The sequence below is a fragment of the Streptomyces iranensis genome, assembly GCF_017874715.1.
Lineage (GTDB): Bacteria > Actinomycetota > Actinomycetes > Streptomycetales > Streptomycetaceae > Streptomyces > Streptomyces iranensis.
Genome location: NZ_JAGGLR010000001.1, coordinates 758,802 through 784,030, shown reverse-complemented (window position 1 = coordinate 784,030; position 25,229 = coordinate 758,802). Strand labels below are relative to the sequence as shown.

Genomic DNA, 25,229 nt, shown 5'->3' with positions numbered 1-25,229 from the left:
GATGAGGAGGGGACGGAGGGGAGCGAGGAGGAGTCGCCATGGCGCGGGACGCCGGCAGCCCGGCTCCGGCCCCAGGAGGCCCAGGGACCCCCGGCGCCGTGGCCCCCGGCGCCGTGGCCTCCGGCCCGGGAGGCGGCCGGCCGCGGCGCACGGTCCTCGTGGCCATCGGCGCGCTCCTGCTCGGCATGCTGCTCGCCGCGCTCGATCAGACGATCGTCTCCACCGCGCTGCCCACGATCGTCAGCGACCTCGGCGGCCTGGAGCATCTGTCCTGGGTCGTCACCGCGTATCTCCTCGCCTCGACCGCGGCCACCCCGCTGTGGGGCAAGCTCGGCGACCAGTACGGCCGCAAGAAGCTCTTCCAGACCGCGATCGTCATCTTCCTGATCGGCTCCGCGCTCTGCGGGCTCGCCGGGAACATGGCCGAACTCATCGCCTTCCGCGCGCTGCAGGGGCTGGGCGGCGGCGGCCTCATGGTGCTGTCGATGGCCATCGTCGGCGATATCGTCCCGCCCCGTGACCGCGGCCGCTACCAGGGCCTCTTCGGCGCCGTCTTCAGCGCCGCAAGTGTGCTGGGGCCGCTGCTGGGCGGGGTGTTCGTGGACCGGCTCAGCTGGCGCTGGGTCTTCTACATCAATCTGCCCCTCGGCATCGTCGCCCTCCTCGTCGTCGCCTCCGTCCTGCACATCCCGGTGCGCCGCACCTCGCACACCATCGACTACCTCGGCACCTTCCTGATCGCCGTGGTGGCCGCCGCCCTGGTGCTGATGACCTCCCTCGGCGGGGTCACCTACGGCTGGGGCTCCTGGCAGATCGTCGGGCTCGCGGTGGCCGGAATGGTGCTGCTGGCGGCCTTCGTACGGGTGGAGACGCGCGCGGCCGAGCCGGTGCTGCCGCTCACCCTCTTCCGCAGCCGCACCTTCACGCTCTGCGCGGTCATCGGCTTCGTCGTCGGCTTCGCGATGTTCGGCAGCATGACCTATCTGCCGACCTTCCTCCAGATCGTGCAGGGTGTCTCGCCGACCACGTCCGGCCTCCATCTGCTGCCGCTGGTCTTCGGCACGCTGGTCTCCTCCACCGTCTCCGGCCATCTGGTCAGCCGCACCGGCCGCTACAAGGTCTTCCCGGTGCTGGGCACCGCGGTCACCGCCGTCGGGCTGCTGCTGATGCACCAGCTGCGGGAGTCCAGCGGGACGGCCGAGATGAGCGCGTACCTCTTCGTCTTCGGCTGCGGTCTCGGCCTGGTCATCCAGGTGCTGGTGCTGATCGTGCAGAACTCCGTCCGCTATCAGGACCTGGGCGTCGCCACCTCCGGCGCGACCTTCTTCCGCTCGATCGGCGCCTCGTTCGGCGTCTCCGTCTTCGGCACGATCTTCGCCAACAACCTCGGCCCGCATATCGCCGACGCCCTGGCCGGACGGCGTCTGCCACCCGGTGTCACCCCCGGCGCCCTCACCTCCGACCCCCGGACCCTCGGCCGGCTGCCGCCCGTGGACCAGGCCGCGGTCCGGCACGCGTTCTCCGTCTCCATCACCGACGTCTTCCTGTACGCGGTGCCGGTCGTGCTGCTCGCCTTCCTCCTCGCCTGGTACCTCCGGGAGGAGCCGCTGCGCGCCAGCGTCACCGCGCCCGACGGCAGCGAGATACTCGCCAGCAACCCCGTGGAACGCACCTCGCGCGACGAATGCGCCCGCGCGCTGTCCCTGCTGGGCAGCCGGGAGGGCCGCCGACAGGTCTACGTGGACATCACCCGGCGCGCCGGTCTCGACCTCGGACCGGCCGCGAGCTGGATGCTGCTGCGCATCCAGCACTACGGCTCGGTCGAACCCGCCCTGCTCGCCGAGCGCACGGCCGTACCGCTGCGGGCCATCACCGAGGCGGTACGGCAGATCGAGGCGCGGGGCCTCGGCCGCCGCTACGGGCTGGAGCTGACCCTCACGGACGACGGCCGCGAGATCGCGACCAGGCTCTACCGGGCCCGCGAGGCGTCCCTCGCGGAACTCCTGGGCGACTGGTGGTCACCGGACCGCCCGACCGACCTGACCGAGCTGGTGGACGAGCTGACGCGGGAGCTGTGCGGCTCGGACGCGGAGCAGCCGAGGGAGGGCATGCCCCGCCCGGATCACCGCAGACCGCCGCCGCCGTGTGGGTAGGGCCTTCGGGCGCACCAGGGCCCTTTGGGCGCACCGCGCCTCGTGCCTCAGCCCAGCTCCTTGGCCGTTCAGCCCAGCTCCTTGGCCATCCAGACCTCGGCGTACGGCCCGTCCGTGAAGGCCGGAACCTCCCGGTAGCCGTGGTGTGCGTACAGCCCACGTGCCTCGACCAGATCGAGGCGGGTGTCGAGCACGATCCGCCCGGCGCCCAGTCCGACCGCCGCCGCCTCGACGGCCGCGAGCAGTGCGGCGCCCCCGCCCAGCCCCCGCTTGGCGGGCCGTACGTACACCCGCTTCAGCTCCGCCGTGCGCGCGTCCATCAGCCGCACCCCCGCACATCCGGCGAGTTCCCCCGCATGGTGCGCCAGCAGGAACACCCCCCGCGGCGGGGCGAGATCGTCGCTGGGCATCTCGGCGAGCGCCTGCCCGATCTCCTCCGGAGTCGAGTCCCGCTCCTCGTGGAGCTGGTAGTAGCGGTCGGCGACATCGACGAGGTACTCGCGCAGCAGCATGGCGGAGACGGGGTCGCCGACGGGCCGCGCGGCGACCGCCCACCCGGGGGAGGCTCCGGCGCGCTCACCGGCTCGGGCACAGGGGGTACTCGTCATGGTCCGCATCCTGGCACCCACCACACCTCTGACGCACCGCAGTTTGAGGGCCGAAGACCGGGCTACCCGCAGAGAGGAGCCCCCCGAACGCGGAGGGGGAAGCCAGCGGGAAGGCAGAAGCAGACCATGTCAACTGGTGCGATCAGCATCGTGGTTGTCGTCGCGGTCGTCCTCGCGGCCGCGCTCATCATCCGCGTCGTCCGCGCGGGCGCCGGCCGTAGGGAACGCGCTCTGCGACGCCGCTTCGGGCCCGAGTACGAACTGAACGTCGCTCAGCACGCGGGCGACACCAAGGCGGCGGAGCGGGAACTCGAGGAACGGCTGCGGCTGTACGGCGATCTGAGGACCGAACCCCTGCCCGGTGAGCTGCGCGAGCGGTACGTGGCCGAGTGGGCCGGTATGCAGGAGATGTTCATCGAGTCTCCGGAACACACGGTGACCGGCGCCGATCAGCTCCTGGCCCGGCTCGCCCACGACCGTGGCTACCCGTCGGGCCACTACGAGGAGCAGGTGGCGGCGCTGTCCGTCCACCACGCCGACCACGTCCAGGGCTACCGGCAGATCCACGACACGGCCGCCCGCGCCCGTGAGGGGCGCGCGGACACCGAGGAGCTGCGCGAGGCCGTGGTGCACGCCCGGCCGTTCTTCGAGGATCTGGTCAGGCCGCCGCACCACGGCGCCCCGACCGGCTCCGAGACCGCGCGGCAGCACCACCACGGCGAGCGGCGGAGCGGGAGCGGCCTCCGGAGGTGGCTGCCAGGAACCGGGACCGGGACGGGGACGGGGACCGGGATGGGGACGGGCCATACGCGGTTCGGCCACACCAAGAAGGGCGGCGCGTGGTGACGGACCCGACCGACCCGACCGACCCGACGGAGAACAACGGGCAGCGGCGCCATGGGCTGGAGAAGCATGAAGCGGCTCCGCTGCCCCAGCGGCCGGGCCACACGGAGGCGGCGGGGCCGATGACGTCCTGGCACGCGACGATGCCGAAGCACGAGCCGACGAACGGAAGCCGGTCGACACCGACGAACGGAAGCAGGCCCACGCCGACGAACGGGTCCTCCGCCCAGCCGTCGGGCGAGCCGTTGGACACCCCGAACGGCCCCAGCTTCCCCGTGCTGCCCACGAGCGAGCACGACAAGCTGACCCAGCGGCTGCGGTACGCGGTCAGCGGCTTCGTGGACAGCCCACGTGGCGCCGTGGAGGAGGCCGACGCCCTGCTCATGGAGGTGGCCGCCCGCCTCACCGACCTCCTGGCCGAGCGCCGCGCCACCCTACGTGCCGCCTGGCACGAGGACGACGCGGTCATCTCGGAGACGGAGGAGCTGCGGCTGGCGATGCGGGGCTATCGCAATGTGCTGGAGCGCCTCATCAGCATCTGAGTGCCCCAGTTCACCCTTTGGCCGCCGCCCGGATCTTCTCCGGGTGGCGGCCACGGGCGTATTGGCCGGGGCCGCCTCGTAAATCGTTCGTGGTGGGGCCGGGCCACGGCCTACCGTGGCGCGGTTGTGGTCACGCAGGGTTCATGGAGGGCCGGGGGCAATGACGCTGTACAGCGGGTGGGTCGACGAGGGGTTCGGCGGCGTCGCCGATGTGTTCGCGCGGAACTTCGAGGAGTTTCCCGAACTCGGGGCGGCCGTCACCGTCTTCGCCGGCGGGCGCAAGGTCGTGGAGCTGTGGGGCGGGGTCGCGGATGAGGGGAGTGGGCGGGGGTGGGAGCGGGACACCGTCGTGCCGGTGTTCTCCTGCGCCAAGGGCCTGGTGAGCGTCTGCGCCCACCTCCTCGCGCAGGAGGGGCGGCTGGACCTCGACGCCCCGGTGAGCCGGTACTGGCCGGAGTTCGGCCGGTACGGCAAGGAGGCCATCACCTGCCGTATGGTCCTCGGGCACCGGGCGGGGGTCCCCGTGCTCGACGGGGTGCTGAAGTTCGAGGAGATCGCCGACTGGGCGCCGGTGATCCGCGCCGTCGAGGAGCAGACGCCGCTGTGGGAGCCGGACACGGCGTACGAGTACCACGGCCATGTCTTCGGTTTCCTCATCGGTGAGGTCATCCGGCGGATCACCGGGCACACCCCGGGCGCGTACTTCCGCCGGGCGGTGGGGGACCCGCTGGGGCTGCGGGCCTGGATCGGGCTGCCCGACGCGGAGATGGACGGGCGGGCCCGGCTGGTCGAGGCCGAGGGGCGGCCCGGGATGCCGGGGCCCGAACATCTGCTGACCCGCATCGTGACCATGAACGGCGCGCTGGTCTTTCCCGGCCTCGACGAGCCGCACGGCTGGAACGACCCGGCGCTGCTCGGCATGGAGCTGCCGGGCGCGGGCGCCACCGCGTCGGCGAGCGGGCTCGCCGGGCTGTACGCGGCGGCCGTGACGGGCATCGGGGGCCATCGGCGGCTGCTGGCCCCCGAGACCGTGACGGACGCGGTCCGCGAGGTCTCGTCCGGCAAGGGCTGGCTGGGCTTCGACATGGGGGCGCGCTGGGGCTCGGGCTTTCTGCTCGACTCGCCGTCCTTTCGGCCGATGCTGGGGGAGCGGAGCTTCGGCAATGACGGGGCGGGCGGGCAGTTCGCCTTCGGCGACGACGAGTTCGGTGTGGGTTTCGCGTATGTGGCCAATCGCATGATCGGCCACGGTGATGCGCGGGCGTCGCGGCTCGTTGCGGCCGTGCGGGAGCGTTTGGGCGCCTGATCAGCCCCCACCCCGCCCCTCCCCGAAACCGGGGCTCCGCCCCCGCCCCCGCCGGGTCTCCGCCCCGGACCCCGCTCCTCAATCGCCGGAGGGGCTGGGATGGGTAACGCCGCAGCATCGATATGCGGCTCCGCCGCGGGACAGGGGCTCCGCCCCCGGCCCCCCGGGGTCTGTGGGCGGAGTGCCGGTGGGGTCCGGGGCAGAGTCCCGGTGGGGTCTGTGGGCGGAGCCCCGGTGGGGTCTGGGGCGGAGTCCCTGCGGGGTCTGGGGCGGAGTCCCGGTGGGGTCTGTGGGCGGAGCCCCGACGGGGTCTGGGGCGGAGCCCCTGTGGGGTCTGGGGGCGGAGTGCCGGTGGGTCTGGGGCGGAGTCCTGGTGGGGTCTGTGGGCGGAGCCCCGGTGGGGTCTGGGGCGGAGTCCCTGCGGGGTCTGGGGGCGGAGTCCCGGTGGGGTCCGGGGGCGGAGCCCCGCCGGGGGTCTGGGGCGGAGCCCCTGTGGGGCCTGGGGCGGAGCCCGCCGGGGGTCTGGGGCGGAGCCCCGGTGGGGGCTGGGGCGGAGTCCCAGTTGGGGGAAGGGGCGGGTAGGGGAGCAGCCCGCCGCAGGTGGCACGAAGCGTCGGACACCCTCTACGCCGCGTCCCACACGTCGGTGCTGTGCGCCTTCACCAGCGCGTCGATCCGGGCCAGGGCCTCGTCGGCCGGCACCGGGTCCAACCGGCGGCCGTCCCGTAGCCGCAGGGCCACCCGGCCGTCCGCGGCCTCCCGGGCGCCCACGACGGCCTGGTACGGGACCAGGCGGGCCTCCCGGATGCGGGCGCCCAGGCTGCCGCGGTCCGGCCCGGCGAGCTCCGCGCGCAGGCCGAGCTCATCGCACCGCCGGACGAGCTCCTCGGCTCGCGCCAGTTCGGCCTCGGAGATCGGCAGGACGACCAGCTGGGTGGGGGCCAGCCAGGCGGGGAAGGCCCCGCCGTGCTCCTCGATGAGATGGGCCACGGCCCGCTCCACACTGCCGATGACGCTGCGGTGAACCATGACCGGACGGTGCCGGGCGCCGTCCGGGCCGATGTAGTGGAGATCGAACCGCTCGGGCTGGTGGAAGTCGACCTGGACGGTGGACAGGGTGGATTCCCGGCCCGCGCCGTCCGCGACCTGGACGTCGATCTTGGGGCCGTAGAACGCGGCTTCGCCCTCCACCGCCTCGTACGGCAGCCCGGAGCGGTCCAGGACGTCGGTCAGCAGGGCGGTCGACCGGCGCCACAGCTCGGGCGCGGCGACGTACTTGCCGCCGGGGCCCGGGAGGGAGAGCCGGTAGCGGGCCGGGGTGATGCCGAGTGCCTCGTACGCCCGGCGGATCATCTCCAGGGCCGCCCCCGCCTCGTCGGCGACCTGGTCCAGGGTGCAGAAGATATGGGCGTCGTTGAGCTGGATGGCCCGGACCCGGGTCAGCCCGCCGAGCACCCCCGACAGCTCCGAGCGGTACATCCCGCCCAACTCGGCCATGCGAAGTGGCAGTTCGCGGTAGCTGTGGCCTCGGGAGCGGTAGATGACCGCGTGGTGGGGGCACAGGCTCGGGCGCAGCACCATCTGCTCCGCGCCCAGATCCATCGGGGGGAACATGTCGTCGCTGTAGTGCTGCCAGTGCCCCGACAGCTCGTACAGCTCCCGTTTGCCGAGCACCGGTGAGTACACATGCCGGTAGCCCGCCCGCCGCTCCGCGGCGCGGATGTACTCCTCCAGGGCGTGCCGTACGGTCGCGCCGTCGGGCAGCCAGTACGGCAGGCCCGCGCCGATCAGCGGGTCGGTGTCGAACAGGGCCAGTTCACGGCCCAGCTTGCGGTGGTCGGACATCGCGGTCTCCTCGTCGGGGTGAGGCGAGTGACCGCACGGCGAAGCCCCGGGGCACTCGCCCCGGGGCTTCGGATCAGAACATCGATCAGCGCGCCGGGACACTCTCCGGCGTCGTCGTCATCGCAGCGCGCTTCATACCCGGCACCGTAGCAAGGCCCGGCGCGGCCCGCCCGGCGATTTTCCGGGCGTACGCCACGCCGGGCCACGGCCCGTGCACGCGGTACCGGCTACGTACGCGCGGTACCCGTTACGCTCCCTCCGGCAGCAGTTCCCCCACCGCGTCCCGCCACGCGGCCCGCGTCGCGACCGCCTGCCGCCACGTACGCACCGCCTTCGGCGGCATCCCGACGGCCAGCACACCGGCCACCCGGTCCCCGGAGCGGTAGACGGCCAGGAACTTCCGCTCCTCCAGCACGCCGTCCACCACCGCCACCTCCTCATGGCCGCGCAGATACCCGTGCGCCTGGATCCGGAAGTCGTACTGGTCCGACCAGAAGTACGGCACCGGTGCGAACGGCCGTCGCTCGTCCGGGCGGAGGAGGTTGCGGGCCACGGCCATGCCCTGCTCGGTGGCGTTGGTCCGGTGCTCGATCCGCATCGCCGTGCCGAACAGCGGATTGTGCCAGCGGGCCACATCCCCCGCGCCGTACACACCCGGCGCGGCGGCGCTGTACTCATCGCACTCCAGGCCGTCGCCCAGGGTGAGCCCACTGCCCTCCAGCCAGCCGGTGTTGGGCACCGAGCCGATCGCGACCAGCACCTCGTCGGCCTCGACGAGCGTGCCGTCCGTCAGCCGTACCCCGCCGTCGGCCACCTCGGCCACCGCGACCCCGGTGCGCAGATCCACGCCGTGGTCGTGGTGGGCCTGGGAGAGCATCCGGCCGACCTGCTCGCCGACCGCCGGGGCCAGCGGCACCGGCGCCGGTTCCAGCAGCGTGACCTCCGCGCCCAGCCCCCGCGCGACGGCGGCCGCCTCGGCGCCGAGGAACCCGGCGCCGACCACCGCCAGCCGCCGTCCCGGGCCCAGCCGGTCCCGCAGGGCCAGGGCGTCGTCCAGGGTGCGCAGCACATGTGCCCGCTCCCCGCCGTCGCCGGGCAGCCGGCGCGGGCGGACGCCGGTGGCGATGACCAGGCCGTCGTACGGCACCCGCGCCCCATCGGCCAGCGCGACCGTACGGCCCGCGAGGTCGAGCCCGGTCGCGGCGACGCCGAGGCGCAGATCGAGGCCGAGCGCTTCCAGATCGGCGGGGGCGCGCAGCGGCACCCGGTCGGGCTCCCACTGCCCGCCGAGGATCTGCTTGGACAGCGGTGGCCGGTCGTACGGGTGGTACGGCTCGTCGCCGATGAGCGTGAGCGTGCCCTCGTAGCCCTCCCGGCGCAGCGTCTCCGCCGCCGCCAGACCGGCGGCGGAGCCACCGACCACCACCACGTGTTTCACTTCTCGATCACCCGTATCGCCGCCGCCGGGCAGATCACCGCGGACTCCCGCACATCGGCGTGGAGTTCGGGTGCGGGCTGTTCGTCCAGCAGGACCACGATGCCGTCCTCCTCCCGCTGGTCGAACACATCGGGTGCGATCATCACGCACTGTCCCGACGCCACACACTTGGGCACATCGACTTCCACACGCATGGTGACTCCCTTGCCTTCGCCGCTGCCGTCCCCGCCGCCTTCGTCGCTCATGACGTCCAGGTGACGGGCAGCTCATAGATGCCGTAGACCAAACCGTCTTCTTTGAAAGGTAGTTGGTCGACCCCGGTGGCCAGCCGCAGAGTGGGGATACGGCGGTAGAGCGTGCCGTAGACCACCTGGAGCTCCACCCGGGCGAGCGGCTGGCCCAGGCACTGGTGGACACCGAAGCCGAACGCTATGTGACGGCGGGCGTCGCGGCCGATATCCAGCCGCTCGGGCTCGGGGAAGACCTCCGCGTCCCAGTTGCCGGTGCCGGGGAAGACGATGATCCCGTCCCCGGCGCGGATGGTCTCGCCGCCGATCTCGATGTCCTCCAGCGCGACCCTGGTCCGGCCTTTGTGCACGATGGTCAGATAGCGCAGCAGTTCCTCGACGGCCCTGGCGACCGCCTTCGGGTCGTCGGTCTCCCGCAGCACGGCGAGCTGGTCGGGGTTCTCCAGCAGCGCGGCGGTACCGAGGGCGATCATGTTGGCGGTGGTCTCGTGACCGGCGACCAGCAGCGTCACACCCATGTCGGCTGCGTCGCGCTGGGTCAGCTCACCGGCCCTGACCCGGGCGGCCAGCTCGGAGAGCATGTCGTCAGCAGGGTCGGCGAGTTTCGCGGCGACCAGCCCGTCCAGAAGGCCCCTCAGCGCCTTGTTGGCGCCGAGTACCTCCTCGGGCGAGGCTTGAGGGTGGATCAGGAGCGAGCTGTTCCGCTGGAAGAAGTCGTGGTCCTCGTACGGCACCCCGAGCAGCCGGCAGATCACCAGCGACGGCAGCGGCAGCGCGAGCGCGCGCACCAGGTCGACCGGGGTCGGTCCGGCCAGCATGGTGTCGATCAGATCGTCGGTGATCTTCTGGATGTCGGGCCGCATCGCCTCGACGCGCTTGGTCGCGAACGGTCCGGTGATCATCCGTCGGATCCGGGCGTGCTCGGGGTCGTCCATGGTGACGAAGGACCGCCGCTGCGCGGCGTTCTCGCGGAAGCCGGCGCTCATATGCGGATAACCGGGCAGCGTGTTCTCGGCGCTGACCCGCGGGTCGGCGAGCAGGGCGCGCTGGTCGGCGTGCCGGGTCACCAGCCACGGGGTGCTGCCGTCCCACAGCCGTACGCGGGCGACCGGCCGTTCGGAGTGCAGCGCCCGTGCGGCCGGGGGAGGGTCGAAGGGGCAGCCGGTCGCCCGCGGCATCGGAAACTCCGGAAGCGGCTCTTCCGCCTCGGCCGTGGTCTCTGCCAGCGTCTCGGTCATATCTCTCCTCGGGTGGGGGTTCCGATGGGAGCGGATCGTGAACCTTCGGGTCGGTGGGGACGTCGTCTTCGCGCTACGGGGGCGCGAACCTTTGTGTCGCGGAGATGTGGTGATCAGCGAACCCGCTCGACCTGACTCCCCCCGGTCAGTTTCCTGACGAAACGCTGACAGCGGGGAAGGCCACGGTGACCGTGGTGCCGCGGCCCGGTGCGCTGCTCACGCTCACCTCGCCGCCGTGCCGCTCGACCACTCGCCGCACGATGGTGAGGCCGATGCCACCGCCCAGCTCGATCCGGCCCTCGTCGGAACGCGGAGAGGTGAGCCGGGCGATGTCCTGCGGGCCCATGCCCGGCCCCTGGTCGCTGACCGACAGTTCGACGCGCGGCGTTCCCCCGGCCCCGGCCACCGGGCCGCGCACCGCCACGGTCACCGGGGACCCGGCGGGGGTGTGGCGCAGCGCGTTGCCCAGCAGATTGCGGACGGCGTGCCGCAGCATGCGGTTGTCCGCCACGACGGCGGCCCGGCCGGAGTTCTCGCGGGCGATGGGGCGTTCGGGGTCGAGCAGCCCCAGATCCGCCACCGCCTCGTCGGCCACGTCCCGCAGATCCACCGGCTCCGTCTCCAGCGGCCGTACCCAGGAGGCGTCCGCACGGGGAAGCACCTGCTGGACCACCTGGTGCATATGGTCGGCCTCGTCCTGGATCCGGCGCAGGGCGCGCACCATCAGCTCGGGGTCGTCGCTGAGCCCCTGTAGCGGGAGTTCGGCCCAGCCGCGGATGGTGGTCAGGGAGGTGCGCAGCTCGTGCAGCAGGCCCTCCAGCTGCTGCTGGCGCTTGTGCGTGCTCATCCGGAGGCGAGTCCGCCGAGCCAGTAGCCGAAGCCACGGCGGGTGTGGATCAGGGCGGGCCCGGCCCCGTCGACCTTGTGACGGAGGCGGGAGATCAGCTTCTCGATGGCGTTGTCGCCGTAGCGCCGGTGGTCCGCCACCCACAGATGCTCGCCGATCTGCTCCTTGGACAGCACCTGCCCGGCGTTGACCAGCAGATAGCGCAGCAGCCGGAACTCCGCCGGGGTCAGCTCCAGCGCCCGCCGCCCGCGCCGCGCCTGACGGGTCGTCTCGTCCAGCACCAGATCCGCGTAAGCCGGCGGCGGCTCCTCCCGCCGCCGGTTGCGGGTGCGCAGCAGGGCCTGCACCCGGGCCAGCACCTCCGCGATCCGGAACGGCTTGGTGACGTAGTCGTTGCCGCCGATGCCGAGGCCGGTGACCAGCGAGTCGAGCGAGTCGCGGGCGGTGAGGAAGAGCACCGGCGGATGGTTCTCGTCGGCCGCCACCAGGCGCCGGCACACCGTGAAGCCGTCCAGATCGGGCAGCATCACATCGAGGATCACCAGGTCGGGCCGGTCCCGCCCGACCCGGTCGAGCGCCTCCCCGCCGGTGGCCGCGGTGCCGACCCGGTAACCGGCCAGCTCGAGGGTGGTCGAGAGCAGTTCGGCGATTCTCGATTCATCGTCGACGACCAGGATGCGCTGCCCGTTGCCACGGGCCGGCGCTGGTTTCTCGCTGACACTCCCGTACACGCCATGACACTACTTGACTGCTCCTCAGCCTGAAAGCGGGGGATTTCAGCCTTCAGGGGTCTCGAGGATTCCTGGCTCAGGCAGCTTGGCCGCACTGCGTGCGGCCAAGTCTCACGCCGTCAGCGCCAACCGGGGTCAGACCTGCCCGGATGAGCATCACGCGGGCGGAGTTCTTGTCTCTGGGCGAGACGGTTCCGCACGTGGTGCAGGTGTGGGTGCGCTCACCCAGCGGCAGTGCGTGCTTGGCTCTCGCTCCGCAGTGCGCGCAGTCCATCGTGGTATGCGCGGGGTGAACCAGGTGCACGGTGCGTCCGTGCTTCCGGCCCATTTCGATGGGGCTCGTTGCTTGGCCGGTAGTCCGTCCCTGATGTCTTTCTGTGCCTTGGCGCGTGATTTACCGAAGTCCCGAATGATCTGCTGCTGGGGAACACTTGACCCGTCGCGCAACCACGGGGTCATCGCGCGGGCTTCGGTCAGCATCTTGTCGAGCTGGGCGGGGCCGCAGGTCTGCTTGCCGCTGGAGGTGCTCTTGTTCCGCAGGTGCACGGCTTTGGGCTTGGCGACGCATTCGTTCCAGATCCAGCGACATCGATTCCACTCCGCCAGCAGAGCCGTGTGGGCGGTCGACGACACCAGCCGCAGACGCGCCTCGGTCTCGGCGGCCGGGCGCCCCGCCGGAATCCGCGTATTGGTGGAACCGGTCGAGCCGGGACTTTTTCTGAAGGGTCCGGACCAGCGCACGGGGCACTGCCATGTGCACATCGCGGCCACCGGCCGCATCCGCCGGAGTCGGCATCCTGGGCGGAGCCTCACCCGCGCCGCTCAGATACCATGATCCGAACTCACGACGAGCGCCCCCATCGCCCGCCCTTCACCGGAAAACCGTGCTATCCGGTGCAAAGAGTGACCTACAGCCCACATCGAGCAAATCGGCCAAACAATTGATATCTATAGCATCGCGGGTGTTTTCGCGAATAAATAGCCGAATAACGTTCGCCGCGTGGCGCCGACCACGGACGGTGCTGTGGGCTGCGGCGGGTGTGGCGGTCCTCGGGTTCCTGGTCGCGCTGGAGATCGCCGCGCGGCGTTACGGCCTGCCGGGGCCGATGACCAATCAGGCGCAAGAGGTGATATTCGCCCCCAAATCGGGCTTTCTGCTGTACGCCGGTATGGGCTTGATGATGGTGGTGCTCACCTGGCGGGAACGGTTCATCGCGGCCGGTGCCGCGATCGGCATCGACATCGTCATCTTCCTGGTGCGGTGGGTGGCCGACGCGAAGGTGACCGAAGGGCACCCCTTCGGCAACGGCGCGCTGTGGGTGCTGCTGGGCTGTGTGGTCATCGCGGTCACGCGCCGCACCGGCCGGGAACGCGCCCTGCTGCTGAAGGGCGTCGGGCTGGGCCTGCTGCTGGTGGCCGGCCGTAAGACCGGCGACACCTGGCTTCTCATCACGGCGAAGTCCCGCCCCACGGTGCTCGATCCGTACCTGGCGACCGCCGATCATGCGCTGGGCAACCCGTCGTGGCTGGCAGGCCGGATCGTCGAGGCCATGGGCCCGATCGGCGCCCATGTTCTCGACTACGTCTACATCCAGCTTCCGGTGGCCGCGGTCATCGTCTCGATCTACCAACTGCGCAACGTGGCGGTCGAGCGCCGCTTCCCGCGCCACCATCTGGTGCGTACCTTTCTCGCCATCGGCCTCCTCGGGCCGGCCATCTACATGGTCTTCCCGGTGGTCGGACCGATCTTCGCCTACGGCGCCGGGGCCTTCGGCACCGGCGGTGAGCACTGGGCGCTGGCCAACCTGTGGCCGCACACGCCGCCGCCCATCAGCGCCCCGCACTCGATGCCCTTCGACGAGATCACGCCACGCAACTGCATGCCCAGTCTGCACACGGCGTGGGCCACCGCGATCTTCATCCACTCCCGCCAGGGCCCACGGATCCTGCGGTTCGCGGGAACGTTCTGGCTCGTCGCCACGCTCGGCGCGACGCTGGGATTCGGCTACCACTACGGCGTGGATCTCGTCGCGGGCGTGGTCTTCGCGCTCACGATCGAGGCGGCGCTGCGCTCGCTCGCACGTGGCTGGGACCGGTCGGGAACCCAGCTGGTCGCCCACGGTGCGGCGGTCTTCGCCGCCCTCCTGGTGGCCTATCGCTATCTGCCGGTGGAGATGGCCGGACATCCATGGGTGTTCGGACCCCTTGTCCTGCTGGCGATGGGCTCGGTGATCCACGGCTATGTACGGACCACCAGGTTGTGGGAGCCGAAGGCCGCACCGGCGCTGCAACCGGAACCGCAGCCCGAAATGGTGTGAGCCGTGTTGACCGTAAGGCGGCCATGACGCGGCCATGAGACGGCCATGAGAGCGGTTAGCGATGCGTTAGCCGATCGGCAGGGGATCATCAGCGGCGGCGGACAGGCTTGGTGTCACGGGCCCCCGGAGTACAGGGACGGGGGCCACCCGCGACACAGAGGGGAGTCTCATGTCACGCCGCACCGGACATCGCCACGCTCGTAAGGTCGCCGCCGCGGTGGCCGCCGTAGCCGCGTTCGGGCTGACCGCCTGCCAGGGCGATGGCGACACCAAAGCCACGTCCTCCACCGCCTCCCAGGACTCCGGCTCCAAGGGCTCCGGCTCCAAGGGCTCAGGCTCCCCCGACGCCGAGGCGAAGAACGGGGAGGGCAGCGCGGCGGCCCTGCAGAAGACGGACCCCAAGCCGCTGCGCGACGGCGCGGGCCTCTACCCCCGGGCGATCCGTCTGGAGCACAGCGGGAAGAACAACGGCCGTGTGCTCGCCTCGACCGTCGTCCCCAACGGCGGCAACGGCATCGGCGCCATTCAGGAGAGCACCGACGGCGGAGCGAACTTCAACCAGGTGGGCACCATCGCCGACCCCGCGTCCGCCGACGGCAAGGGGCTGTGCTGCTCGGTCCTCTACGAACTGCCGCAACAGGTCGGTGACATGCCGGCCGGCACCCTGCTGTGGGCCGCCTCCTTCGGCCAGGACGAGCCCGAATCCAGCCGCCATATGTCGATACGGGTGTTCAAGAGCACCGACGTGGGCCGCACCTGGAGCCATCTGTCCACGGTCGCCACCGCGCCGAACGCCAACGGGCTGTGGGAGCCGGAGTTCTCCATAGACGCCGACGGCAACCTGGTCTGCCACTACTCCGACGAGACCGATCCGAACCACAGCCAGAAGCTCGTCGCCGTGCGCTCACGGGACGGCGTCTCGTGGAGCGGACTCCATGACACCGTCGCCAGTGGCCCGGTCCCCGACCGCCCCGGGATGGCGGTCGTACGGAAGCTGCCGAACGGCACCTACGCCATGACATACGAGATCTGCTCCAAGGACCCCAAGTTCTCGTGCGTCGTGCACTACCGCACCTCACCCGACGGCTGGGACTGGGGCGACCCCGCCAACCTCGGCACCCGGCCCGAGACGGCGGATGGCAAGTACTTCAAGCACGCGCCGACCCTGGCCTGGGCGCCGGAGGACGGAAATCCGCAGGGCAAGCTGCTGCTGGTCGGACAGGTGATGTACAACGCGGACGGCAGCAAGGCCGAGGGCAGCGGGCGCACGGTCTGGACCAACAGCAAGGGCGGAGAGGGCGCCTGGAAGGAGATCCCGGCCCCCGTCGCCGTGAAGTCGGACAAGATCGACTTCTGCCCCAACTACAGCTCCAGCCTGCTGCCCTCGGCCGACGGCCGCCAGCTGCTGGAGATCGCGACCGACTACGACGGGGGAGTGTGCCGCCCGTACCACGCCACGAATGACGTGTCGTGACCGGTGCCCAGGTGGTCAGCCCTGGTCGGCTGGCTCAGTCAAGCGCCTTGCGGCATGCAATCCCGGCGTGTTCTGCGTCCACGCCGTCGAGCTCGTCCAGGCCATGGACGCACCTGCTGTAAGTCACCATGGACTCGCCTAGACGGCAGATGGTCCCGGCCGTGTCGCGATCGTCATTCTCAAGAAACGACTCTATGTACCTGTAACAGGTTATCGCGTCTGCCCGTGCCGGCGTGGCGGTTGCCACACTGCCGACAACTACGAGTCCGGTAGCAGCCAAGCTTGCAGTGCAAGCTCCCACGAGGAGCTTCCTTACGTTGAACATGGTGACATCCTCTTCATGTGACAGAACGGACCGCTGCGCAACTCGCCGCGATGTTTCCGCGAACTGACTTTAGGAGCACCGCCGCCACCGGTCTTTAGCAGTGCGCGCACCCTTACCGGGCAAGGCGTGCACTGCCGGGCGCGCCCCGCCGGGCCAATCGGCACGGGCCTTGGCGTTGCGCCCAGCCGGGCCGAACCTCCTCCAGGGCGTCATGCCCGAGGTCGGGGCAGCCGTTGCGAACAGTCTGTGCGGCCCTCGGACCGGTAGTCCCTGGGCGGCATGCCGTAGGCGCTGCGGAAGGCGCGGGTGAAATCGGCGTGGCACGCGAAGCCCCAGCGCGCGGCGATGGCATGGATGGGGGTGGCGTGCTGGGTGGGGTCGGTGAGGTCGCGGGCCGCGTGTTCGAGGCGTTGGTGGCGGATCCAGGCGACGACGGTGCGGTCCTCGTGGCGGAAGACGCGGTGCAGGTACCTGACCGAAATGTGGTGCGCGGCGGCGATCGTGCTCGGGGTGAGCTGGGGGTCGGGCAAGTTCTGGCGGATGAAGGACTGGATGCGCAGGGCGAGATTCCGCTGTCGGGTTTCTGACGGAAGGGCATGCTCGGCATCGAGGGCCTGGGCGAAGAGCGCGCAGGCAAGGTTGGCCAAGACCGTGCCCAGGCGAGGTCCGTCGGTGGGGGTCAGGGAACCCGAGTCCGCGACCAGACGGGTGAGGAACTGGGTGAACAGGGCGCCGATGCCTTCCCGTCCCGGCATCGGCCGGCCGAGCAGCTGGTCGGCCTGCTTGGGCAAGAGGGCCTTGGGTATGTCGATGCCCACCCCGGAGAACAGCCCGTTGTCGTTGGTCGAGTAGAGGTGGTAGGGCTGTGAACTGTCGAAGAAGTGCAACTCATACGGGACGAACGAGGCGGTCTGGCCGGCGGACTCGACGTGGTTGACCCCGCGCAGGGGGAGCGCGATGTGGAACTGCTCGGGATCGGACCGGCGAATCAGCTTCGGCGTGCGGTAGAAGTGCAAGGGCTGGTAGAACGTGGGCCATACCTTCACCGCACCGAGTTCAATAACGCGGTGGCACGCGAGGTACTCCGCAGCATGATCGCTGCGTAGTTCCAGTGGTAAATGCGTTGCGCTCATGAGCTCACACCAGTAATCGAACCGGTCCGCTCCCGGCACGTTTTCGCTGTGGAAAACCGTCTCGGTCAGCATAGTTCCCCTCCATGAGCCCTCCGGTCATTCGGCTCCCGATACGGAACCGGGGCCTGTCCCGGCACTCCATTCCGGCGCGGGCCGCGACGAGCCTAGCCTCCAGCCGGATGACATGCCATGACTGCGGGTGCTCCACGGGGCGCCGTTCACGTATCACAGTGTGAATGGATCCTCATTGAGCTTTCGCGATTCCGTCCACGCCATTCACTGGCATCGCCATGTTCCGCAGCGTCCTTTCCCCGTCCAAAAGAGCCCAGCCGGCGACTTCGGCGAGTTCCGCGGCGGCCGACTGAATGTCGCGCTCGTACCGGGGATCGTAATCTCCGGCTCCGAGCCGCCCGGTGAAACACGAAACCGCTAGCCCTCTGGCCAGAGCCAGGGGCTAGCGGTGGTTGCGAGGGGCCCGGGTCAGCCCTGCTTGGGGGCGGCCTGCTGGACGACCTCGAAGGACCACAGGGTGGAGCCGGACGAGGCGGGCTTCTGTTGGGGGGCATCCTCGCCGCCGCGCTGGTGGGCCGCCTTCATCGGGCCCTCCATCCACGCCTGGAAGTCCTCCTCGCTGCGCCAGCGCGTATAGACGAGGTACTGGTCGGTCCCCTCGACCGGGCGCAGCAGCTCGAACCACTCGAAGCCGTCGGAGCCCTCCACGGATCCGGCGCGCGACGCGAAGCGCTTCTCCAGCACCTCGCGCTGTTCCTCCGGCACGGTCAGGACATTGATCTTTACAACGCTGGGCACAGGACACCTCTCACGCGGCGGGCGCCGGGTCGGCGCCCTGGTCTCGACTCTGTGCGCAGTCTCCTACATCCGGCAGTCAACAGCGCGTGAAGGCGGCGGTCAGTGGCTGATGACGACCTTGCCGAAGCGTGGGCCCTGCTCGAAGTGCGCGAACGCCTCCGGGGCCTCGTCGAACGGGAAGACGCGGTCGATGACGGGCCGGAGCCGGTGTCGGCCGATGACCTTGTTCATCCGTTCGAAGTCGCTCCGGCTGCCGACGCTGATCGACCGGAGAGTCGCGGCGCGACGGAAGAACCGCGTCACGTCCATGCCGCCGCCTGCCGCCAGATTGCCTACGAGGGCGATCTGCCCTCCCTGGGCGACGGCGTCGATGGACTGGGAGAGCGTTCCGGCGCCGCCGATCTCGACGACGCGGTCGGCGCCGCCGCCGGTGAGCTCCCGTACCCGCGCGCCCCACTCCGGTGTGCTGGTGTAGTCGATGACATCGGATGCGCCGAGGGCGCCGAGGCGTTGGGCCTTGGTGGCGCTGGATGTCGTGGCCAGGACGCGTGCGCCGGCCAGGCGGGCGAACTGCAGCGTGAAGACCGATACCCCGCCCGAGCCCTGGACCAGGAGCGTGTCCCCCGGGCCGACGCCGCTCACGGCCGACCACGCGGTGAGTGCGGCGCACGGAAGCGTGGCGGCTTCCTCGAAGGACAGCTGATCCGGCACGGTGACCAGGCTCTGTTCGTCGAGGGCGAGGTATTCGGTGAGCCAGCCGTCGCGGTGTGTGCCGCGCAGCTGCCCCCACTCGGGGAACGGGCCGTACAGCCAGGTCGGATGGAAGGTACCCACGACGCGGTCTCCCACTCGGAACCGCGAGACCCCGTCCCCGACGGCCTCCACGACGCCCGCGCCGTCGGAGAGCGGGATGCGCCCCGGTGGCACGTCGACGGGGTACCGGCCGGTGACGATGAGCAGATCGCGTGCGTTGAAGGAGCTGGCCTTCACCCGTACGAGTACTTCGCCCGCTGACGGGCTCGGTACCGGGCGTTCCGCCGATGTGATCAGGCTGCCGCCCGCTTCCACCTGGAATGTTCGCATTTCCCACCCTTCGTTCGTATGTCGCCTCCACGATAGGTGTGCCCGGTTGGACGATCTGTATCTTGGCGTCCATTGTTTGGCGCGGATCGTCCAGATCGTCCAGACGCAGATGGTCCAGGGATAGGTCAGAGGAGATCAGGGGAGTGGAGATGGATCCGATTGACGACCTTCTCGCCACGATGAAGATCGAGGACGCGCGGTATGTGCGGGTGGACGCCCGCGCGCCGTGGGGAATCTCGTTCCCTCCCCGGCACCTCGCCCGGCTGGTCCTGATCTCCCGTGGTGCGTGCCTGCTCGTCGCGGACACGCTCGCCGGGCCGCAACGGCTGGAGACGAACGACTGCTTCCTGGTCCGCGCGGGGGTGAGATTCACGCTTCAGGACGAGGCGGGCAGCGAGGTCGTCGACTGCGACGGACTGGTCTCCCAGCTCCCCGGCGACGCGGCGCGGGTCGGGGGCGACGGTGAGCTCACGCGGATCGTCTCCACCCGGTTCGCCTTCGACGCCGTGGCGGCAGAACCGCTCTTCGCGCTCCTGCCGCCGGTGTTCCGGCTGAATCTGGACGACGCGGCCGGTCAACTCCTGCGCACCACATTCGACCTCATCGCGCGGGAGAGCGCGGCGGGCGGGCTCGGTGGTGGCTTCATCATGAGCCGGCTGTCCGATGTGCTCTTCGTCCAGGCGCTGCGGACGTGTTGTACGGATGTCGGCGGCGGGACCGTCGGTTGGATCGCCGCGCTGCGGGACCCGCGACTGGCGGTTGCCATGGAGGAGTTGCACGCGGACCTGGCCCATCCGTGGACGGTCGACGAACTCGCCCGCACGGCGGGGATGTCACGCTCGGCGTTCGCCGCCCTGTTCAAGGCGAGGACGGGGGACACCCCGCTGGGCTACCTCACGGCATGGCGCATGTACCGGGTCAAGGTCCTGCTCCGCGAGACGCGGCTGAGTGTCCAGGAGATCGCTGTCCGAGTCGGATACGACACCGGCAGCGCGTTGAGCCGTGCCTTTTCGGGCCGGGAGGGTGTCACCCCCGGCGGCTGGCGGAAGCGGGCGGCCCATTGAACCGTCCTGGCCTTTGAATCGGCATGGTCATTGAATCGGCACGGCCTTGGCTCCGGGCCCCTCAGCCGTGCAGCCGCAAGCCCTTCGTCACCTTGTCCACCTGGCCGCGCGGCCCGTAGACCGCGAGGCCCACCAGGTTCAGGGCGTCGGCCCCGACGGCGCGGACCGTGGCGCGGTTGTCGTCCTCGTTGTCGGTGCCGAAGAGATCCTCGGTGTAGAGGGACATCGGCAGGTCGCGGGAGAGGGCGCGGGTGTGGGTGCGGGTGAGGGCGGGGGCGTCGGCGGCGTAGACGAGGACCGGTTCGCGGAACATCGGAAGGTAGACATTGCCCGAGGCGTCCTCGTACGGCTTGCCGACGATCTCGTCCGTGGCGTGCGCAAGGCCGCTGGAGAGGAAGGCGGTCACGTTCAGCTTCTGCCAGTCGGCGAGGTCGGTGCGGACGATGACGGCGATCTTGGTGTCGAAGCGCATGCCGTCACTCTCGCCACTGCCGCGACCTGCGGTCTTGAACGCTCGTGCGCCACGGCACAATGGATCCGTGAGTGCCGTCGGAGAAGGGGAGCGGGGCCGGGAGGACTGGGCCCGGTACTGGCGCGATCCCGACCGGCCCGTGGAGGCCATGCACGCGCACTTTTTCAGCCATCGGTTCCATCCCCACAGCCATGACACCTACTCCTTCGCCGTGACCGAGGTCGGCGCCCAGCGCTTCCGGTGCCGGGGTGCGCTGCGCACCAGCGGGGCGGGGATGGTGATGGTCTTCAATCCCGACGATCCGCATGACGGGGAGGCGGCTGCCGAGCTCGGCTACAAGTACCGCATCATCCACATAGGTCCCGATGTGGTGCGCGATGTTCTCGCCGATGTGGCCGACAGCGCGGACGGCCGGGCGGCGCTGCCGCTGTTCGACCGGCCCGTGGTCTCCGACCCCCTGCTGCCCCGCGCCCTGCTGCGGCTGCACACCGCCCTGGTCGGCGGCGCCGGGCCGCTGGTGCGGGACGAGCGGCTGACCGCGGCCGTCGGGGCGATGGTGCGGCGCGGGGCCACCGGGCCGCTGTGGGCCCGGGAGCTTCCGGACGGGAGCGGTGAGCAGGCGCGGGCCGCGCGGCGGGTCAGGGCGCTGCTGGAGGAGGCGTACGCGGAGGAGATCCCGGCGGCGCGGCTCGCGGAGGCTGCCGGGTGCAGCCGCTTCGCGCTCTACCGGGCCTTCCGCGCCGCGTACGGGATGGCGCCGAGCGACTTCCAGCGGCAGCTCCGGCTGCGCCGGGCGCGCGGGCTGCTGGTGGCGGGCAGCAGCGCGGCGGAGGCCGCGGCCCAGGCCGGGTTCGCCGACCAGAGCCACTTCCACCGCTGGTTCGTGCGGTGCTTCGGAGTGACGCCGGGAACATTTCAGCGCGCGGCGAGTCCCGATTCGCGGCGCACCCCGCGGCCCTGATGAAATTGGCCCGGACCGTACGGACCCTCGCGGAGCGCAAGGACCCTGCCAAAGTCTGACATCTTTCGGACAACCCCGGACGACAGTCAGGTGAAGAGGGGGTGTTCCGCGTCTGAGTAGTGGGCTCAGTAAGGTCTCCAAACATCCGGGACAGATGAAGAGGGCGAGTGGGGGAGCGGCACGGCGTGGCGAACGTGGAGCGGAGCGGACTGGGGAGAAGCCCGGACACGGGGCCGGCCCCCGGTGCCGTAGGGGCGCGGACGTCACGGACCAGAATGGGGCTCGTGGCCCTGTGGCTCCTGGCGGGCATGCTGGCGGTCCGTCAGGCGGCGGCGGTGCTGCGGCTGCCGCCCGATGAGCGGCTGACCGACCTGGAGACCTGGATCGGCGACCAGGGTGTGCTGCATGTCAGCGGGTCGCTGTACGACGGGGACTCCTTCACCGGCACCCCGTTCTCCGGGCTCGTCCTCAAACCGCTGACCCGGGCCGCCGAGCAGAGCCTCGGGGTCGCCTGGACCTTCGGCACCCTGCTGCTGGTCGTCGTCCTCGGGCTGGTGGTGGCCCGGTCGTTGCCCGGCCCGGTCTCCCGCCGCACCTCGCTGATCGCCGCACCGCTGGCCATCAGCCTGCTGGTGCTGTCGCTTCCGGTGCGCAACACCTTCACCCTCGGCCAGACCAGCATCATCCCGGTGCTCCTGGTCGTCCTCACCGTGCTGCCCAGAACCTCCGGGCGGCAGGCCGGTGTGCTCATCGGAGTGGCCGCGGCGCTGCAGCCCGCGCTGCTGCTGTTCGCCGTCGTGCTGTGGCTGATCGAACGGCGCCGGGCCGCCGTGCTCGCGGGCGCCACGTTCGCCGTGTGCACCGCGCTCGCCTGGGCGGCGATGCCGCACGACTCGGGGACGTACTGGGGGCATCACATCGGCGGCTTCGGCCTCGGCGCCCCCGCCGACAGCCTGGCCAACCAGTCGCTGCACGGGCTGCTGCTGCGCATCGGCGTCGAGGGCCCGATGGAGCTCGGGCTGCTGGCCGTGCTCGCGGTCGCGGTCGTGGTGATCGGCCTGCGGCGCGCGGTGCGCTACGCGAGGGACGGGCAGCTGCTGCTCGCCGCCGCCATCACCGGCAGCGTCGCGCTCGCGGTCTCGCCCACCTCCTGGCAGCACCAGCAGCTGTGGATCCTGCTGGCCGTGGTCGGCCGGGTGGGGCGGCGCGGCTCCGACCGGCTGGTGTGGCCGGTTCTGGTCGTACTGGCGATGTCGCTCAACCGCACCGCCCTGCTGCCCGACATCGAGATCCTCGGCCATATCGGCTACAACGCGCCGCTGCTGGCCGCGCTCGCCGCCGCCTGTCTGGTGCCGTTCCTCTCCCGCACCTCGCCGAGGTGGGACGACCCCGAGCCGACGCCGGTCGCCGAACCGGCCAAGAGCCGCTTCGCCTGGGTGCCGCTGCTGCGCGTCCTCAAGCGGCCGCTGTCCCGCCCGAACCTGATGCTCGAACTGATGCTGATCCGCGTCGGCTACTTCGCCTACTCCTGGATCCGCGGCCACGCCCCGGACGAGCGCGGCGTGGCCGAGGGCCACGGAGACCAGGTGCTCACCCTCGAGGGCTGGCTGCATATCGACATCGAGCACTGGTTCAACGCCATCGTGGCCGACACCGGATGGCTCAAAGACTTCATGAACTGGTACTACAGCACCTTCCACTTCCTGATCCCGCTGTCCCTGCTGGGCTGGCTGTATCTGCGCCGCCCCGCCACCTACCGCTGGGCCCGCACCCCGCTGGCCTTCGCCACCCTGCTCGCCCTGGTCGGCTTCTGGCTCTACCCGCTGGCCCCGCCGCGGCTGATGGGGCTCGGGTACGTGGACACCGCGCACGGCCCGCAGGATCTGAGCAACCCGGACTTCGGCGTGCTCACCAAGCTGTCCAACCAGTACGCGGCCATGCCGTCGCTGCACGTGGGCTGGTCGCTGTGGTGCGGGGTGGTCATCGCGATCGTGGCGCCGTACATCTGGGCGAAGGTGCTCGGCATCCTGTATCCGCTGCTGACGACGGCCGTCATCGTGGGCACCGCGAACCACTATGTGCTGGACGCGGTCGGCGGCGCGGTCATCGTCGCGGCCGGGTTCGCGCTGCAGTACGTGTTCCTCGGTGTGGGCGGGCGCCCGCACGAGGAGGCGCCACCGCTGTCGGCGACGATGGGCGCCGCGGTCGCCCGGGTCAGGGGGCTGGTCCCGGGGCTGGTGCGGCAGCGCGGCGGAGAGCACGACGACGCCGGGCCCGCGGAGCAGACCCGGATCGGGGCCGGCGAGTCCCCCGAAAAGGGGGCCGGGGCTCGCGTTGAGCGGCATGACCAGCGGGTCTAGCGTGGTGAGAAGGGGGCGGAAAGCCGGACAAGCGCGTTGAACGTTGAACGGGGGGATCCGGGAATCGAGACGGGGAGCGGGGACCCCGACCGAGGAGGGATCAAGGATGTCCCTGGTGAAGGCAGTAACCGCGGCGGTCGCGATGGGCGCTTCAATGGCCATCGCGACACCCGCGGTCGCCGCGCCGCCCCACCCCTTCGTCTTCGTCCACGACAGCTTCCAGCCGGCGTCGCAGGCGAAGACCGCCGGTGCGGTGACGTACGACAAGTCGCTGGTGCCGACGTCCGCGTCGGTGTTCATCGCGGAGGCGCGGCTGAGCGGCAAGGGCATGAAGAACCACCACGAAGGTGGGGAGGGCCACGGCGCCTACAAGATGCACAAGGGCACGTTCGTGTTCATCAGCGTGCGTGGCCTCGCGGCCGATCACCACTTCGGGATCCACGTCCACACGAAGCCGTGTGGCACCAAGCCCGACTCGTCGGGGCCGCACTACCAGAACAAGCAGGACCCCAAGCAGCCCTCGACCAACCCGAAGTACGCCAACCCGCACAACGAGGTGTGGCTGGACCTCACCACCAGGGGCAACGGCAAGGGCTGGGCCAAGTCCTGGGTGAAGTGGAACTTCCGGCCCGATGAGGCCCGTTCCGTGGTGATCCACAAGCATGCGACGGGCACCACGTCGGGCAAGGCCGGGCAGGCGGGCGCCCGGGTGGCGTGTGTGAACGTGCCGTTCAAGTAGCGGCGTTCCGCGCGTCGCGCGGCACTCGGTGGAGGGCGGGCAGGCCTCACGGCGGTAGCAGCCCGCCCTCCACCGAGGCGTCCCTGATCTCCTCGTACAGCGCGCGCAGCGTCTCGCTCACGGCCACCCTCGGCAGATGCAGCCCGTCCAGCGCCTCGGCGTCCACGGGGGCGTGGCTGTCGGTGGCCATGTCGCCCCAGCCCTGGCCGGTCAGGCAGCGCATCAGGGTGGGGTTGAGCCGGTCCACCCCGCGCACCAGGCACGCCTCGGGCGTACGGCCCTCCTCGTACTCCCGCCACAGCGCGAGGAGTTCGGCCCCGAGCGGCGCGGGGAGCGAGGCGAAGCGCGGTGGCTCACCGCCCGCGGCTCCCCGCTCCACCGCGTCCATCTCGACGAGGTCGTGCATCAGGCAGAGCTTGAGCATCTTGGTGAGGTCGAGCCGCTGCCCGGCCTCGCGCTCGAACTCGGCGTGCAGGATCCAGCTCACCATCGCCAGATGCCAGGAGTGCTCCGCGACGCTCTCCTTGCGCTCCGGGGTGGCGTTGTTGGCGCGCTCGATCTCACGGAGGCGGGCGGTGAGGGCTATGAAGTCGAAGAGTCTTCGACGGTCGCCCGCCGCGCCGTGCGGGCCGTACATCTCGCTCATGGCGGTCAGTGTGCCCCCGCCCGGCGGGTTGTGGGACTCCTGGCG

The 25,229-nt window shown here is 70.8% G+C and carries 23 protein-coding genes and 1 pseudogene; 10 read left to right on the top strand and 14 right to left on the bottom strand.

Annotated features, from left to right (window positions below; all coding sequences use genetic code 11):
* Positions 1 to 38: 38 nt before the first annotated feature.
* Positions 39 to 2,153, top strand: coding sequence for an MFS transporter (locus J2Z30_RS03425; protein WP_245387445.1), 2,115 nt, complete (start codon positions 39 to 41; stop codon positions 2,151 to 2,153).
* Between the two features lie 68 nt (positions 2,154 to 2,221).
* On the opposite strand, the gene J2Z30_RS03420 is transcribed toward J2Z30_RS03425, so the two are convergent.
* Entirely contained in the window at positions 2,222 to 2,761 is a 540-nt protein-coding gene (locus J2Z30_RS03420; RefSeq protein ID WP_078956915.1) for a GNAT family N-acetyltransferase, read from the bottom strand.
* 126 nt (positions 2,762 to 2,887) lie between these two features.
* Between J2Z30_RS03420 and J2Z30_RS03415 the strand changes: the two genes are divergently transcribed.
* The 3 genes from J2Z30_RS03415 to J2Z30_RS03405 all read left to right on the top strand — a co-directional run bounded on the left by J2Z30_RS03415 (position 2,888) and on the right by J2Z30_RS03405 (position 5,452).
* Positions 2,888 to 3,607: a hypothetical protein gene (locus J2Z30_RS03415; protein ID WP_044576094.1), complete on the top strand. Its 720-nt coding sequence runs from the start codon at positions 2,888 to 2,890 to the stop codon at positions 3,605 to 3,607.
* On the top strand, positions 3,604 to 4,146 hold the full coding sequence (locus tag J2Z30_RS03410; RefSeq protein WP_308279681.1) for a hypothetical protein: 543 nt from the start codon (positions 3,604 to 3,606) through the stop codon (positions 4,144 to 4,146). Before J2Z30_RS03415 ends, J2Z30_RS03410 begins: the two co-directional genes overlap by 4 nt.
* A gap of 160 nt (positions 4,147 to 4,306) precedes the next feature.
* Positions 4,307 to 5,452, top strand: coding sequence for a serine hydrolase domain-containing protein (locus J2Z30_RS03405; RefSeq protein ID WP_044576097.1), 1,146 nt, complete (start codon positions 4,307 to 4,309; stop codon positions 5,450 to 5,452).
* A 624-nt stretch (positions 5,453 to 6,076) separates the two neighbouring features.
* Here J2Z30_RS03405 and thrS read toward each other — a convergent pair.
* The 7 genes and pseudogenes from thrS to J2Z30_RS52095 all read right to left on the bottom strand — a co-directional run.
* Positions 6,077 to 7,399 carry a threonine--tRNA ligase gene (thrS, locus tag J2Z30_RS03400; protein WP_308279679.1) on the bottom strand — a complete coding sequence of 441 codons (1,323 nt, stop codon included), beginning with the start codon at positions 7,397 to 7,399 and terminating at the stop codon, positions 6,077 to 6,079.
* Positions 7,400 to 7,544: 145 nt separating this feature from the next.
* On the bottom strand, positions 7,545 to 8,735 hold the full coding sequence (locus J2Z30_RS03395) for an NAD(P)/FAD-dependent oxidoreductase (protein ID WP_209468533.1): 1,191 nt from the start codon (positions 8,733 to 8,735) through the stop codon (positions 7,545 to 7,547).
* On the bottom strand, positions 8,732 to 8,929 hold the full coding sequence (locus J2Z30_RS03390; protein ID WP_044582004.1) for a ferredoxin: 198 nt from the start codon (positions 8,927 to 8,929) through the stop codon (positions 8,732 to 8,734). Before J2Z30_RS03390 ends, J2Z30_RS03395 begins: the two co-directional genes overlap by 4 nt.
* Before the next feature lie 47 nt (positions 8,930 to 8,976).
* A complete protein-coding gene (locus tag J2Z30_RS03385; RefSeq protein WP_044576102.1) occupies positions 8,977 to 10,221 on the bottom strand; it encodes a cytochrome P450 in 1,245 nt (414 codons plus the stop codon).
* A 145-nt stretch (positions 10,222 to 10,366) separates the two neighbouring features.
* On the bottom strand, positions 10,367 to 11,068 hold the full coding sequence (locus J2Z30_RS03380; RefSeq protein WP_044576104.1) for a sensor histidine kinase: 702 nt from the start codon (positions 11,066 to 11,068) through the stop codon (positions 10,367 to 10,369).
* Positions 11,065 to 11,799: a response regulator transcription factor gene (locus tag J2Z30_RS03375; protein ID WP_044576107.1), complete on the bottom strand. Its 735-nt coding sequence runs from the start codon at positions 11,797 to 11,799 to the stop codon at positions 11,065 to 11,067. The genes J2Z30_RS03380 and J2Z30_RS03375 overlap by 4 nt, the downstream gene beginning before the upstream one ends.
* 76 nt (positions 11,800 to 11,875) lie before the next feature.
* Positions 11,876 to 12,133, bottom strand: a pseudogene (locus J2Z30_RS52095) (zinc ribbon domain-containing protein); the annotation flags it as partial.
* A gap of 685 nt (positions 12,134 to 12,818) precedes the next feature.
* On the opposite strand from J2Z30_RS52095, the gene J2Z30_RS03365 reads away from it, so the two are divergent.
* Together J2Z30_RS03365 and J2Z30_RS03360 are read left to right on the top strand one after the other, a co-directional pair.
* Positions 12,819 to 14,117, top strand: a complete 1,299-nt coding sequence (locus tag J2Z30_RS03365) for a phosphatase PAP2 family protein (protein WP_044576109.1) — start codon at positions 12,819 to 12,821, stop codon at positions 14,115 to 14,117.
* A gap of 169 nt (positions 14,118 to 14,286) precedes the next feature.
* A complete protein-coding gene (locus J2Z30_RS03360; RefSeq protein ID WP_044576112.1) occupies positions 14,287 to 15,591 on the top strand; it encodes a sialidase family protein in 1,305 nt (434 codons plus the stop codon).
* 34 nt (positions 15,592 to 15,625) lie between these two features.
* On the opposite strand, the gene J2Z30_RS03355 is transcribed toward J2Z30_RS03360, so the two are convergent.
* From J2Z30_RS03355 to J2Z30_RS03340, 4 genes are all read right to left on the bottom strand, one after another.
* Positions 15,626 to 15,916, bottom strand: a complete 291-nt coding sequence (locus J2Z30_RS03355; RefSeq protein WP_044576114.1) for a hypothetical protein — start codon at positions 15,914 to 15,916, stop codon at positions 15,626 to 15,628.
* Positions 15,917 to 16,125: 209 nt separating this feature from the next.
* Positions 16,126 to 17,121, bottom strand: coding sequence for a helix-turn-helix domain-containing protein (locus J2Z30_RS03350; RefSeq protein ID WP_044576117.1), 996 nt, complete (start codon positions 17,119 to 17,121; stop codon positions 16,126 to 16,128).
* A gap of 408 nt (positions 17,122 to 17,529) precedes the next feature.
* A complete protein-coding gene (locus tag J2Z30_RS03345; protein WP_044576118.1) occupies positions 17,530 to 17,859 on the bottom strand; it encodes an antibiotic biosynthesis monooxygenase family protein in 330 nt (109 codons plus the stop codon).
* 99 nt (positions 17,860 to 17,958) lie between these two features.
* Entirely contained in the window at positions 17,959 to 18,942 is a 984-nt protein-coding gene (locus J2Z30_RS03340; RefSeq protein ID WP_044576120.1) for a zinc-dependent alcohol dehydrogenase family protein, read from the bottom strand.
* A gap of 149 nt (positions 18,943 to 19,091) precedes the next feature.
* Between J2Z30_RS03340 and J2Z30_RS03335 the strand changes: the two genes are divergently transcribed.
* Positions 19,092 to 20,006, top strand: coding sequence for an AraC family transcriptional regulator (locus tag J2Z30_RS03335; RefSeq protein ID WP_044582006.1), 915 nt, complete (start codon positions 19,092 to 19,094; stop codon positions 20,004 to 20,006).
* Between the two features lie 61 nt (positions 20,007 to 20,067).
* Here J2Z30_RS03335 and J2Z30_RS03330 read toward each other — a convergent pair whose 3' ends face one another.
* Positions 20,068 to 20,478: a DUF2000 domain-containing protein gene (locus J2Z30_RS03330; protein WP_044576121.1), complete on the bottom strand. Its 411-nt coding sequence runs from the start codon at positions 20,476 to 20,478 to the stop codon at positions 20,068 to 20,070.
* Between the two features lie 148 nt (positions 20,479 to 20,626).
* On the opposite strand from J2Z30_RS03330, the gene J2Z30_RS03325 reads away from it, so the two are divergent.
* From J2Z30_RS03325 to J2Z30_RS03315, 3 genes are all read left to right on the top strand, one after another.
* Positions 20,627 to 21,439, top strand: coding sequence for an AraC family transcriptional regulator (locus tag J2Z30_RS03325; protein WP_044576124.1), 813 nt, complete (start codon positions 20,627 to 20,629; stop codon positions 21,437 to 21,439).
* A 275-nt stretch (positions 21,440 to 21,714) separates the two neighbouring features.
* Positions 21,715 to 23,799, top strand: a complete 2,085-nt coding sequence (locus J2Z30_RS03320; protein ID WP_044576127.1) for a bifunctional glycosyltransferase 87/phosphatase PAP2 family protein — start codon at positions 21,715 to 21,717, stop codon at positions 23,797 to 23,799.
* Between the two features lie 106 nt (positions 23,800 to 23,905).
* Positions 23,906 to 24,538, top strand: a complete 633-nt coding sequence (locus tag J2Z30_RS03315; protein WP_044576130.1) for a superoxide dismutase family protein — start codon at positions 23,906 to 23,908, stop codon at positions 24,536 to 24,538.
* A gap of 46 nt (positions 24,539 to 24,584) precedes the next feature.
* On the opposite strand, the gene J2Z30_RS03310 is transcribed toward J2Z30_RS03315, so the two are convergent.
* Positions 24,585 to 25,184 carry an HD domain-containing protein gene (locus J2Z30_RS03310; RefSeq protein ID WP_044582007.1) on the bottom strand — a complete coding sequence of 200 codons (600 nt, stop codon included), beginning with the start codon at positions 25,182 to 25,184 and terminating at the stop codon, positions 24,585 to 24,587.
* Positions 25,185 to 25,229: the final 45 nt, after the last annotated feature.